This is a genomic window from Pandoraea iniqua (genome assembly GCF_902459685.1).
GTDB classification, from domain to species: Bacteria; Pseudomonadota; Gammaproteobacteria; order Burkholderiales; family Burkholderiaceae; genus Pandoraea; species Pandoraea iniqua.
On sequence record NZ_CABPSF010000003.1, the window covers coordinates 496,888 to 508,927 of the forward strand.

A 12,040-nucleotide genomic window follows, 5' to 3' on the forward strand; every position below is an offset into this window, starting at 1 on the left:
CCTGCTCCATCAGAACGCGTAATTCAGATTCACGTAGTAGTTACGACCGGCTTCCGGATATCCCTCGGTGTAGGCGTAGTTGCGATCGAAGATATTACGCACGCCGAATTCGGCCGTCACGTTGTGCACCACTTTCCACGCCAGTTTCGCATTGGCGATGCCGAACCCGGCGGCCACGCGACGCCCGTCGCTCGAGCTGACGCGCGACGATGTGAATTCCGTATCGCCGCTCACCGCGACCTTTGAGGTGATGTTCCACTTGCCATACAGGAACAGCTTATGGCGCGGCACATCGGTCAGCACAATCGACGGATCGCTGCGGTTTTGACGGTTGATGTACGTGTAGTTGCCGCCGACTTCGATGTCGTCGCCGATCTGGCTATTCACCGACGCTTCGATACCCTGCGCCACCACATGCCCGACGTTCTGCATCTGCGTGCACGGCGGGCTGCTGCAAGCGCTGGCCGGAAGCGATGCGGCCTGAATCAGGTTGCGGATGTCGCTGTAGAACAGGTTCAGCGCGCCTGTGGTGCCCGGCGCGATGCGCTCGCTGTAGCCGATTTCCACGTTGGTGGCGTGCTCGGGGCGCAGGCTCGCGTTCGGGATGGCCGTGCCCATGCGATACGAGTAGCGATCCTTGATCGTGGGGAAACGGCTCTTCTCAGCAACGCCGAGGTGCAGCTTGCCGGTCGGTGAGGTCTTGTAGACCATGCCCAACTGCGGATTCCAAGCGTCGACGTTGTCTTTCGGGAACCCGATAATCTGGTTCGCGGCATTGACGTCTTCGGCGCGGCGCGTGATGCGCTTGTCGTAGCTCACGCCGCCTTGCACGGCAAACCGGTCGGTGAACTCGTGGGTGTCTTCCAGACCGAACGACAGCGTGGCGTCTTCGAAATGCTGGTCCGGTTTGCCCGGATTGATTTCGTGGTGGAAGTCGTTCTTGATGTGTGCCGCGAACTTCACCGTGTTGGCGGTGAAGAGCTTGGTGCCGACTTCGGCGCTCGCGCCCCACGTGTGATCGTCATACGACGAGTTGGACGACGACTTTTTGAGCTGCGTCGAGTACGTGGCGTCGTCGTACATGCTCAGGCCGTTCTTGTAACGGTCGTAATAGGCGCGCACTTTCAGGTAGCTGTCGCTGCCCAGTTGCGTGCGCGAGATGTAGTAGAGACTTTCCTTGTCCCAGTACGGCCAGCGCCAGTAGCGCACGTTCTGCGTCGGGTCGGTGCCGGCATAAGGCGGGTTGCCCTTGCTGCCGACCTGATTGATGTAGTTCAGCGAGTATTCGTCGGTCGCGTTCGGCGTGAAGCCGATCTTGACGTTGATCTTCTTGTCGCGGTTGTCCGAGTTGTTGCGTCGTCCCGGGGCCTGCGCGGGTGCGCCCTTGAACGCATCGGACAGCGTGTAGAAATCGCGCTCCAGATACGAGCCGCTGACTTGGAAGTACCACAGGCCTTGATTGCTGCCGAGGTTGAAGTTGCCTTGATAGCCGTTGTTGGCGAACTTACGGTCGAACACCAGCCCGCCGCCGATGTTGCCTTCGAAGGTGCTTTGCGGGCGGCGGCCGACCAGATTGATCACGCCACCCAGCGTGTTCGGACCGGCCAGCACGGTGCTGTAGCCCTTCTGGACTTCGATCGCGCCGATGTCGAAGGTGGTGAAGCGCGCAAGATCGACGTAGCCGTCGTACGAGACGTAGACGGGGATGCCATCGATCAGCACCGGCACCTGACGCATGTCGAAGCCGCGCACGTACACCATCTCTTCGTTACGCGGCCCGACCTTCGAAATGTTCACGCCGGGCATCATGTCGAGGGCGGCGCCGACCGTGACGCGGTTGGCCTGCTCGATCTGCTCGGCGTCGAGCGTTTGCGTGCCGATCGGCATGCGATCGCTTTTTGCGGTCACGTCGACGCGGCCCAACTCGAATACCGGTTCTTCTGCGGCGTACCCCATGGTCGACGACATCGCTGCCGCCACCATCAACGGAAGCTTACGCTTCGACAACTTCTTCATCGTAAAACGCACTGCTTTGTCCCCTCTTCGTCTTGTTGTGAGTCGCTATATAGCGACTTATATAACGATGGTCGCGCGAAATGCCGGACGCGAAACGACGCGCCAGAACCCTTCGGGGTCCGGTGGTGGCAAATCGGGAGCGGATCGCGCGAACGCGGTTGCGCCGTATGAAACAAACAACGGCGGAGGCAGCGTAGGGGAAAGTAAAAATCTTGGCAAGCGAATGACGACCTATGTTCATCATTCATCTGCCGTGATAGTGGTTTTCGGGACGGTCGTCAGGCATGCCAAGTAATTCACAAGGCAAGGATGCTTCGGGGCACTGAGGCGGTGGCTTGGGCGATGCAACCGGCTCATGGGGTGGATGACGTGCGGGGTTGCACGCGTTGCAACCCCGCTTGATACACTGGCCGACTGCGGTGGTATGCCGCACCGCTGCCCTCCTTGTCCCTTCTCCCCCACTCCGACAGGATCACAAGATGTACATCGTCGAACTGACTTACCTGCAACCCACGAGCGCCGTCGACGTTCAACTCGTAGCGCATCGCGAATTTCTTGCCACGCAATATGAGCGCGGGGTGTTCATCGCATCCGGCCCCAAAAACCCGCGTGACGGCGGCGTGATCGTTGTCTCCGGCAAGGTCTCCCGCGCCGAGCTCGATGCGCTCATCGCGCAGGATCCGTTCCACATTCATGGCCTGGCGGATTACCGTGTCATCGAGTTTTCGCCGGTCAAATCGCACCCGCAAGTGACCGATTTGCTGTGATGCAGCCCTGCTGCCCCTGCTGAGTTTGTATCGCCATGTATCTGACGCGGGCACGGACACAAAGCGTTGCCTGCGAGCGTTGTGCAGACACATGGCCGATACAGCCGCTTAGTTCAATGCGAGAAGTCGATGTTGCAAGCGCCGGGACGTTCCGGCACGGATATCGTTTTCGCGTCGCTCCATGGCGCATTACTCGTTACTCAGTACTCAGCGGAGGCACCTCATGACCCAGCTCGACAAAGTTCTCTACACCGGCCGCACCTACACCACCTCGGGCGGCCGCGACGGCACCGCACGTAGCGACGACGGACGGCTCGATATCGCCCTGTCGTCCCCCGGCACCAAGAGCACCGGCACGAACCCCGAGCAATTGTTCGCGGCCGGGTGGTCGGCATGCTTCATCGGTGCGATCGGGCTCGCTGCGCAAGCTGCCAAGGTGGCGCTTCCGGAAGATCTGTCGGTCGATGCCGAAGTCGACCTTGGCCGTGTGGGCGATGGGTATGCGCTGCAAGCGCGACTCAACGTGAACCTGCCCGGTGTTCCGCGAGACACGGCGCAGGCTCTGGTGGATGCCGCGCATAACACCTGCCCGTACTCCAAGGCCACGCGCGGGAATATTGGCGTGACGATTACGCTGGCGTGATGTGGAATCGTTCGGTGCCTGTTTCCCTTGAGTAGTTGATGGGGAGGCGGCACCGGACGGTTTTATTACGGCGCTGTTGGAAACACAAAGGGCGGGACGACATAGTTTTTATGTCGTCCCGCCCTTTCTTGTTTCGGGTGGCTGCCGCGTGAGCGACAGCCATGTCCTGCGTTTCGAAACCTTTGATTGCTCACGCCCCCTTGTACAGCGTCATGTTCAGGTGATCGATCTGACCTGACGTTTCAGCTGCGACGAGTTGGTTGTGGACCTGCGAAGCGCTCAGTGCCGGGCCACTTTCCGGCGTCCAGTGCGCCGCTTGCACAGCATTACCCGTGCTCGTGAGTACGTCGTTCGTGCCAGCAGCAAACGCCACGCCTGCGGTGCCAAGGGTAGCGAGGGTAACAGCGATCATCAGTGCTTTCATGGTGATTCTCCAAAAGGTTTGAAATGGCAACGCCCGGATCGTGGGCTGCTCTGCGATGCCACCGCATCGATCCGCCGTTGTTGCTATTTAAACTTCGGGAGGTATCTGTCGTTTGTCTGGGAAGGTGTCGGGTGTGAGTGGATGTAGCTGAGGGGGTGCGGGATACAGGGGGATACAAATCAGACGGCAGAGCGCTATGATTCCCCCTCTCGGTCAAGAACCCGCCTTACGGAACAGAGTGCACGTGATGAAACAAGGAAAAACTAACAACGACAAACTTACCGATAAGCAGTCCAAGCTTTCCGAAAAGCTCTTGGATAAGCTCAGCGCTCAGGAGCGAGACGAGCTATTGGACTGGGCTGTTGAGTTCTATGCGGCCAAAGATACGAGCCAAGTTGCACTGAGAGCAAGATTTCCCGATTTTGATTTGAGCAAAGAAACCGAGCCAGAGCAGTGGCAAGACATATGGGGATATAAAGACCTGTATCAGGTCTCCAATCTAGGGAACATCACTAACAAAAAAACCGGAAAAATGCTGTCTCAGTCCGTACTTTCCGCAGGCCACAGACAAGTCGGATTATTAAACAAGAACGGAAAACGAAAATCTCATTACGTGCATCGTTTGGTTGCAAAAGCGTGGGTCACGCCGGGAAATTCGCACGAGGTTGTTATCAATCACAAGAATGGGAATCCGGCAGACAATCGTGCATCAAATCTCGAGTGGTTGAGGCAAAAAGAAAATATCACCCAACCCGAAAAAGAAATAAGGCGGCTAGCACGATTGAAGAAAATCGCCGAACCGACCAAAACACTTAGGTCCGCCAGAAAGAAATTGGCAGAAAACTATGCTCGCTTCCTAGCTAGTGATACTGGTGCGAGTTGATGAGTGTCGTCATTGGCGTCAGAAGCAACGTCCAGCCCCTACTCCACCCTCAACCCATGCCGCAACCGCCCGGCGCGTTTGTATGCCTTAACCACCGTACTCACATCACACGACAGCACACCCTCCAGCGCACCAATTCGCTCGGTAGAAACCGTCCAAAGGTCATGGATGTCGTGGCACAGCACGTGCCAGAACAACTGGGTGTTGCCGCTGGTGCCGAACAGGCAGCGCGTGTGCTTGTCCTTTGCCAGTTCCATCGCGATGCATTCGGCTTGCCCGGGCCGGGTCTGCACCGACAGGATCGCCTCAACACCGTAACCCACAAGCGAAGGCTCAAGCTCAACACGGAACGTCAACACATGGCGTTCGACCAGCCCGCTAATCATTCGCTGCACCTTGGGCTCGCTAACACCGCAGGCTTCCGCCAACACACCCAAGCTTGCCCGGCCATCTGACGCCAGCACCGCCAGCAAACGTGTCTCTTCGGCATTGAGTTCGAAGCGTCCGTCGCCCGGCGGCACCGGTTCCATCGGCACCGAGCCGTCAATGCGCCAGCGGCTTGCGCGCCGGAACGAACGCAGCACGATGCGGGACTCCACCTGCCGCAACCCCGGCACCTGCGGCAGCACTCGCACCACCAGATCCGACAACTGGTCCTGACTCTGCGTATTTATCTCTGCGAACAAGTCCGACGCCCCCGTCGTCGCCAGCACCACCTGTGTCTGCGGCAGACTAGCGAGATGGCAGGCAACCTGCTGCTCCTTGCCGTTTTCTACCTGTAACCAAGCGTGCAGCACCGGTCCGCTGCCGCCCGCCACCGGGTCCAACTCGCCGATCACCTTGGCATAGCCACCTTCCATCAGTCGCTGCAACCGACGCGACAGCGTGCGCTCCGGCACGTCGCAGGTAGCGCTCAGATCGCGCCACGTCCCGCGCGGGTTGACCTGCAACGCCGCCAGACACGCCAGATCGGTGGCGTCGACCTCGACATTCCCTTCTTCTGACAAAGTCTCCACACGATTGTCCATATTCGATGTAGCATTCATACTAAATGTCGATATTAAACGTAATTTGGCATTTCAAAGACAAAATTCAACAACCGAACAGAGACAAGGGCTCCTTCCATGACCCAAGCAACCTCGATGGCTCCCCCGGTGCGGGCCGAGGCATCCAACGCACGCAAGATTGCCGCGGGCAGCATCGGCAACGCCGTGGAATGGTTCGACTGGACCATCTACGCATCTTTCGCAGTGTTCTTCTCCGGGCAATTCTTCCCGAAGACCGATGAGACGGCCTCGCTGCTGGCAACCTTCGCGATTTTCGCCGTGGGTTTCTTCATGCGCCCCGTCGGCGGCTGGGCGCTGGGCATCTTCTCGGACCGCTACGGTCGTAAGGCTGCACTCGCGGCCACCATTCTAATGATGGCCGGCGGTTCGCTGATCATCGGCATCACGCCCACCTACGAAACCATCGGCCTCGCCGCCCCCGTGTTGCTGGTGATCGCGCGACTGATCCAAGGTCTGTCGCTGGGCGGTGAGTATGCCTCGGCTTCGACGTTCCTCGCCGAAATGGCGCCCAACCACCGCCGCGGCTTCTTCTCCAGTTTCGCTTTCTTCAGCTCGGCCGCCGGCATCCTCATCGCCTCGGCCATTGGCTGGGCGCTCACCACCTATCTCTCGGCCGACCAGATGAAGGAGTTTGGCTGGCGTATCCCGTTCCTGCTGGGCGCGCTGGGTGGCTTGGCCGGCATGTGGCTGCGTACCTCCATCCCTGAGACGGAAGCCTCCGCCGAGCAACTCAAGCAGCAACCCGTGAAGCAACCGCTGCGCACGCTGCTGCGCGAGTACCCGCGCGAAACGCTGCGCATCATCGGCTTCTCGGTGCTGACGACGTTCGCGTTCTATCTGTTTGTCGCCTATGTGCCGACCTATGCGATCCGCGCGTTGCACGCCGACTCCCGGGTCGCCTTCGGTGCCAACACCATCGCGATGATCGTGTTCATGTTGCTGCACCCGCTGCTCGGCATGCTCTCCGACCGCATTGGCCGCAAGCCGCAGTTGATCGTGTTCGCCGCTGGCTACCTGCTGTTCTTCTACCCGGTCATCACCAGCATGCAGCCGACCTTCGCCTCGATTCTGGCGGTGGAGTTGTTCGGTCTGGTGTTGTACGCCCTGTACACGTCGATCGCGCCGGCCATCATGTCGGAGCAGTTCCCGACCCGCGTGCGCGCTGTCGGCATTGGTGCGCCGTACAACTTCATGGTGGCCTTGCTTGGCGGCACGACGCCTTACTTGCTGACGTGGTTGCAAAGCATCGGCCAAGAGCGCTGGTTCTTCTACTACGTGCTGGCAGGCGCAGTCATCACGCTGCTCACCTTCATCCGCATGCCGGAAACCAACGGCCGGCCGCTGAAGTAACGCGACCATCGCGAATCTCGCGACGCCAGCCCTACGCCCGCGCCCCGCTTAGCCGGGGCGGCGGGTTCCGATTACATGCCAATTGTTATGCGCGAATTCTCCGCTCCCCTTCATTTCCAAAGCGCCCTGTCGATCGCCAGCCAGATCGCCAGCGGACAGATCAGTTCGCGCGAAGTCACACAGCACTTCCTTGATCGCATCGCTCGCGCCGACGGACTCAATGCCTTCACGCAGGTCTTCGCCGAACAGGCACTCGCCCAAGCCGACGCCGCCGACGCAGCGCTGCGGCCCGGCGGTTCAGGTCCGAGTAGTTCGCTGCACGGCGTACCGGTGGCGATCAAAGACAGCATCGAAGTCGCTGGCAGCACGGCCTCGGCCGGCTCGCTCAGCAGACTGAACATTACCAGCGACATCACGGCCACCGCCGTCCAGCGCATGAACGCCGCCGGCATGGTGGTCCTCGGCAAAACCCACATGACCGAATTCGCCTTTGGACTCGCCGGGCAGAATCCCACGCGCGGCACGCCATGGAACCCGTGGGACGCCGAACAGCATCGCGCGCCGGGCGGCTCATCGTCCGGCTGCGGCACCGCAGTCGCGGCGGGTCTGGCGCCCATTGCCGTCGGCGGTGACACTGGCGGCTCAGTGCGCGCACCCGCCACGCTCAATCATCTGGTTGGCTTCAAGCCCTCCAGCGGCGTGATCAGCGGTGCGGGTGTCGTACCGCTCGCACCGACATTGGATGTACTCGGACCGATCGCACGCAACGTCGCCGACGCGCATGCGCTCACCGCCATTCTGGCTGGCCCGGACGCCGCCGATGCGCTGTCGCAACAGATTCCCCCAGCCATCAGTGAAGGCCTGCGCGACGCGCTGCCCATCGTCACGCCGCAAACGCTTCCTGTGCTGTATGTACTAGACCAGCGCGCTTTCCCGGCAACGCTGTCGGGCGGTGCGCAGCGCGTCTGGGACGATGCGCTCGCCCGCGTGACCTCGGCCGGATGGAATCTGCAATTCTGGACGCCACCGACAGATCTGGACATCGGCGATCTCTCCGAAGCGAACTCGGTGATTCTCGGCTACGAAGGTTTTCAACTGCACGGCCATCTGGCGGAAGACGCCGCGCAACCGCTGTGGGACGTGGTCCGCCAGCGCATTCTGGCCGGCGGGAAGATTCCCCGCGCCGAGTATGAACAGGCCCTTGCCCGCCGTGCACGGGTGGCCGTCGCCTTCACCGAGGCTATCGGCCCCGAAGGCGTGTTGCTGCTTCCGGCCACCGGTCACGGTGCCCTGCCAATGGATCCGGCCGACAGCGCCCACGTCAGCATCGGCCGTTTCTGCCGGGCGGGTAACTTTCTGGGCACGCCCGCCATTGCGCTCCCCGCGGGTTTTGACGACAGCCGCATGCCCGTCGGCGTGCAACTGATGGCGCCGCCACTGGCTGACCGTCAGCTGTTGGCTGTCGCCGCCGCGCTGGCACCCGCATTGCAGGCGCCGGGGCCGGTGACTCCCGATCTGGGGCACTGGGGGTTGTAAAGAGAAGCACTGATTCGATCCAAAACCGGTCGAAACCAGCGCACCGAGGATCCGGACGACGACAACAGGTGTCAACAGACGGAACACTCGGTGCGCCAGTATCTACGGGGCTTTCCAGTCGATCGACGCCGCAAAACACTCCCTCGGTTCGTCACTCGCACGACCACAAAAGCAGCGCCCTGCACGTCCAGTCGGCTATCATGCCTATCCTCTTCGAAGTAGCCCCCTATGATTTCCGTCCGTAATGTCACGCTGCGCCGCGGCGTCAACGTCGTGCTCGACCGCGCGTCCGTCACCTTCACCCCCGGGGAAAAGATTGGCCTTGTCGGCCGCAATGGCGCCGGCAAATCGTCCTTTTTCGGCCTGCTCAACGGCACGCTGCACGAGGACGGTGGCGAGTTTTCGATCCCCGCCGCATGGAAAATGGGGCAGGTCGCGCAGGACATGCCCGAGACCGAGCAAAGCGCGACGGACTTCGTCATCGAGGGCGACACGGTTCTTCTGGCCGCGCAAACCGAAGTCGCCGAGGCTGAGGCCAGCGACGACGGCATGCGCATGGCGCACGCCTACATGGCGCTGCACGATGCCGGTGCGCACGATGCGCCCGCACGCGCCCAAGCGCTGATCCTCGGCCTCGGCTTCACCGACGCGCAGCTCAGCCAGCCGGTGAACAGCTTCTCCGGCGGCTGGCGCATGCGACTGCAACTGGCGCGCGCGCTCATGTGCCCGTCCGACCTGCTGTTGCTCGACGAACCGACCAACCACTTGGACCTCGACGCGCTGGTCTGGCTGGAAGCGTGGCTCAAGCGCTATCAAGGGACGTTGGTCGTGATCAGCCATGATCGCGAATTCCTCGACGCGGTGACACAAGTCACGGTGCACGTCGATAACGCCAAGCTTGTGCGTTACGGCGGTAACTACAGCAAGTTCGAAGACATGCGCGCCGAGCAAATGGTGTTGCAGCAGGCGGCGATGGCCAAGCAGGTGGAGAAGATCGCTCACCTGCAAAAGTTCATCGACCGCTTCAAGGCGCAGGCCTCGAAGGCAAAGCAAGCGCAGAGCCGGGTCAAAGCACTCGAACGCATGGAGAAGATCGCGCCGGTGCTCGCCGACGCCGAGTTCACCTTCGAGTTCAAGGAACCGCTCAACGTCCCGAACCCGCTGCTGTCGATGATGGACGCGAGCTTTGGCTATCCGGCACCGACCGACGCACCCGCCAACACGCCGCCGACCGTCATCGTCAAAGGCATCAACCGTTCCGTGCTGGCCGGGCAGCGTATCGGCATTCTGGGTGCCAACGGTCAAGGCAAGTCCACGCTGGTGAAGACGGTGGCGCACCAACTGGCCCCGATTGCCGGTGAAATCAGCGAGGGCAAGGGCCTGAACATCGGTTACTTCGCCCAGCAGGAACTCGACGTGCTGCGCCCGCTCGACACGCCGATGGAACACATGATCCGCCTCGCCCGGGACACGCCGGCGCACATGCGCGCCCCCGGCCAGAGTGGCACTGAACAATCGCTTCGCACCTTCCTCGGTACGTTCAACTTCAGTGGGGATATGGTCCATCAGGCCGTCGGCACGATGAGTGGTGGCGAAAAGGCACGCCTCGTGTTGTGCATGATCGTGTGGCAGCGCCCCAACCTGCTGCTGCTCGATGAGCCGACCAACCACCTCGACTTGGCCACACGCGAAGCGCTCGGCATGGCACTCAACGAATTCGAAGGCACGGTGCTTCTGGTCAGCCACGACCGGTCGCTGCTGCGTGCGGTGTGCGATGAGTTCTGGCTCGTGACCAAGGGCGGCGTCGAACCCTTCGACGGCGATCTGGACGACTATCAGCAGTTCCTGCGCGACGAAGCCCGCCGCATGCGCGAAGAGGCGGCACTCGCCTAAGTCATCAAGCCTCTGGCAGCTTCCGGGAGGAAGTCGCCTGAGCGCTGTCACCCACGACTAACCGCTAGAATTACGGTTTTAGCCGGAAATACGTCCATGTCTTTTGCCTCACTTGGCCTGATCGATCCGTTGCTGCGCAATTTGCAGGAGCGCAACTACCAGACACCTACGCCGGTGCAGGCCAAGGCGATTCCGGCTGTGCTCAGCGGTAAGGACGTCATGGCGGCGGCACAGACGGGCACGGGCAAGACCGCAGGCTTCGCACTGCCGCTGTTGCAACGGCTGGTGCAACACGGCCCGGCGGTCGCCAGTAACCGGGCGCGCGTTCTCGTGCTGGTGCCCACGCGCGAACTCGCTGAGCAAGTGCTGCAAAGCTTTATCGAATACGGCAAAGGCCTCGATTTGCGATTTCTCGCGGCCTATGGCGGCGTGAGCATCAACCCGCAAATGATGAAGCTGCGCAAAGGTGTGGACGTACTCGTCGCCACACCCGGCCGTCTGCTGGATCTGAATCGACAAAACGCCGTGCAGTTCGATCAGGTGCAAACACTCGTGCTGGACGAAGCCGACCGCATGCTGGATCTGGGCTTCGAGCGCGAACTCAACGCCGTCTTCGCCGGCTTGCCTGCCAAGCGCCAGACGCTGTTGTTCTCCGCCACGTTCAGCGACGAAATTCGCACCATGGCGGACGGCATTCTGCGCGCCCCGATCAACATCAGCGTCAGTCCGCCCAACGCCACTGCCAACAACATCAAACAGTGGGTCGTACCGGTCGACAAGAAGAACAAGCCGGACCTCTTCATGCATCTGGTGGCAGAGAACAACTGGCAGCACGCGCTGGTGTTCGTCAAAACCCGCAATGGCGTGGATTATCTGGCGGCCATTCTGGATGAGGCGGGCTACTCGGTGGACACCATCCACGGCGACAAGCCGCAGCCCGCGCGGATGCGCGCGCTGGAGCGCTTCAAGACGGGTGAAGTATCGATGCTGGTCGCCACCGATGTGGCCGCGCGTGGTCTGGATATCGATGACCTGCCGCTGGTGATCAACGTGGATCTGCCCATCGTCGCGCAAGACTATGTGCACCGTATTGGCCGCACCGGCCGCGCGGGCGCCAGCGGCGTGGCGGTGTCCCTCGTGTGTGCCGACGAGGCGCCGCAACTGGCCGCGATCGAAGCGCTGATCCGGCAAACGCTGCGCCGCGAAGAGGAGCCCGGCTTCGAAGCCGAGCACCGCGTGCCGCAAACCAGCGCGACGGGCGAGATCATCAAGAAACCCAAGAAGCCGAAGAAGCCCAAAGTGCTTCAACCCCTGCCGAGCGCCAAACCGGCGCCGAGCAAGAAACCGCGACCGCAACTCGGGCAGGGCCAACGCAAGCCGGGTGCGGGTTCACGCAAACCGGCTGGCAAACCCGCAGGTGGCCGCGGCAAGCGCTAACGCCCCGAATACCCCTATTACCCC

At 61.3% G+C, this 12,040-nt stretch carries 11 protein-coding genes; 8 read left to right on the plus strand and 3 right to left on the minus strand.

The window, feature by feature from the left end:
* Positions 1-9 precede the first annotated feature (9 nt).
* Positions 10-1,968 (minus strand): TonB-dependent receptor plug domain-containing protein, encoded by a 1,959-nt coding sequence (locus PIN31009_RS13200; protein ID WP_246185654.1) that lies wholly within the window; start codon positions 1,966-1,968, stop codon positions 10-12.
* On the opposite strand from PIN31009_RS13200, the gene PIN31009_RS27920 reads away from it, so the two are divergent.
* From PIN31009_RS27920 to PIN31009_RS13210, 3 genes are all read left to right on the plus strand, one after another.
* Complete coding sequence (locus tag PIN31009_RS27920; RefSeq protein WP_174996143.1) at positions 1,955-2,311, plus strand: hypothetical protein; 357 nt, start codon at positions 1,955-1,957, stop codon at positions 2,309-2,311. The genes PIN31009_RS13200 and PIN31009_RS27920 overlap by 14 nt on opposite strands.
* Before the next feature lie 184 nt (positions 2,312-2,495).
* Positions 2,496-2,783: a YciI family protein gene (locus tag PIN31009_RS13205; protein WP_150685252.1), complete on the plus strand. Its 288-nt coding sequence runs from the start codon at positions 2,496-2,498 to the stop codon at positions 2,781-2,783.
* Between the two features lie 223 nt (positions 2,784-3,006).
* A complete protein-coding gene (locus PIN31009_RS13210; protein ID WP_150790552.1) occupies positions 3,007-3,426 on the plus strand; it encodes an organic hydroperoxide resistance protein in 420 nt (139 codons plus the stop codon).
* A 190-nt stretch (positions 3,427-3,616) separates the two neighbouring features.
* On the opposite strand, the gene PIN31009_RS13215 is transcribed toward PIN31009_RS13210, so the two are convergent.
* On the minus strand, positions 3,617-3,850 hold the full coding sequence (locus PIN31009_RS13215) for a hypothetical protein (RefSeq protein WP_150685250.1): 234 nt from the start codon (positions 3,848-3,850) through the stop codon (positions 3,617-3,619).
* Positions 3,851-4,097: 247 nt separating this feature from the next.
* Here PIN31009_RS13215 and PIN31009_RS13220 point away from each other — a divergent pair, with 247 nt between their 5' ends.
* Positions 4,098-4,733 (plus strand): NUMOD4 domain-containing protein, encoded by a 636-nt coding sequence (locus PIN31009_RS13220; protein ID WP_174997151.1) that lies wholly within the window; start codon positions 4,098-4,100, stop codon positions 4,731-4,733.
* Between the two features lie 38 nt (positions 4,734-4,771).
* Here the strand turns inward: PIN31009_RS13220 and PIN31009_RS13225 are convergent, their stop codons facing one another.
* Entirely contained in the window at positions 4,772-5,749 is a 978-nt protein-coding gene (locus tag PIN31009_RS13225) for an Lrp/AsnC family transcriptional regulator (protein ID WP_246185655.1), read from the minus strand.
* A 108-nt stretch (positions 5,750-5,857) separates the two neighbouring features.
* On the opposite strand from PIN31009_RS13225, the gene PIN31009_RS13230 reads away from it, so the two are divergent.
* The 4 genes from PIN31009_RS13230 to PIN31009_RS13245 all read left to right on the plus strand — a co-directional run bounded on the left by PIN31009_RS13230 (position 5,858) and on the right by PIN31009_RS13245 (position 12,016).
* Entirely contained in the window at positions 5,858-7,150 is a 1,293-nt protein-coding gene (locus PIN31009_RS13230; protein ID WP_150685243.1) for an MFS transporter, read from the plus strand.
* A gap of 75 nt (positions 7,151-7,225) precedes the next feature.
* Entirely contained in the window at positions 7,226-8,686 is a 1,461-nt protein-coding gene (locus tag PIN31009_RS13235) for an amidase (protein WP_246185656.1), read from the plus strand.
* A 228-nt stretch (positions 8,687-8,914) separates the two neighbouring features.
* Entirely contained in the window at positions 8,915-10,579 is a 1,665-nt protein-coding gene (locus tag PIN31009_RS13240) for an ABC-F family ATP-binding cassette domain-containing protein (protein ID WP_150685241.1), read from the plus strand.
* Between the two features lie 96 nt (positions 10,580-10,675).
* Complete coding sequence (locus tag PIN31009_RS13245; RefSeq protein WP_150790554.1) at positions 10,676-12,016, plus strand: DEAD/DEAH box helicase; 1,341 nt, start codon at positions 10,676-10,678, stop codon at positions 12,014-12,016.
* Positions 12,017-12,040 lie beyond the last annotated feature (24 nt).

What these genes read in the sequence shown, in the direction of transcription:
- PIN31009_RS13215 (WP_150685250.1), bottom strand. Translation starts at nt 3,850, where the DNA reads ATGAAAGCACTGATGATCGCTGTTACCCTCGCTACCCTTGGCACCGCA.
- PIN31009_RS13220 (WP_174997151.1), top strand. Translation starts at nt 4,098, where the DNA reads ATGAAACAAGGAAAAACTAACAACGACAAACTTACCGATAAGCAGTCC.
- PIN31009_RS13230 (WP_150685243.1), top strand. Translation starts at nt 5,858, where the DNA reads ATGACCCAAGCAACCTCGATGGCTCCCCCGGTGCGGGCCGAGGCATCC.
- PIN31009_RS13235 (WP_246185656.1), top strand. Translation starts at nt 7,226, where the DNA reads ATGCCAATTGTTATGCGCGAATTCTCCGCTCCCCTTCATTTCCAAAGC.
- PIN31009_RS13200 (WP_246185654.1), bottom strand. Translation starts at nt 1,968, where the DNA reads ATGTCGTCGACCATGGGGTACGCCGCAGAAGAACCGGTATTCGAGTTG.
- PIN31009_RS13240 (WP_150685241.1), top strand. Translation starts at nt 8,915, where the DNA reads ATGATTTCCGTCCGTAATGTCACGCTGCGCCGCGGCGTCAACGTCGTG.
- PIN31009_RS27920 (WP_174996143.1), top strand. Translation starts at nt 1,955, where the DNA reads ATGGTCGACGACATCGCTGCCGCCACCATCAACGGAAGCTTACGCTTC.
- PIN31009_RS13210 (WP_150790552.1), top strand. Translation starts at nt 3,007, where the DNA reads ATGACCCAGCTCGACAAAGTTCTCTACACCGGCCGCACCTACACCACC.
- PIN31009_RS13205 (WP_150685252.1), top strand. Translation starts at nt 2,496, where the DNA reads ATGTACATCGTCGAACTGACTTACCTGCAACCCACGAGCGCCGTCGAC.
- PIN31009_RS13245 (WP_150790554.1), top strand. Translation starts at nt 10,676, where the DNA reads ATGTCTTTTGCCTCACTTGGCCTGATCGATCCGTTGCTGCGCAATTTG.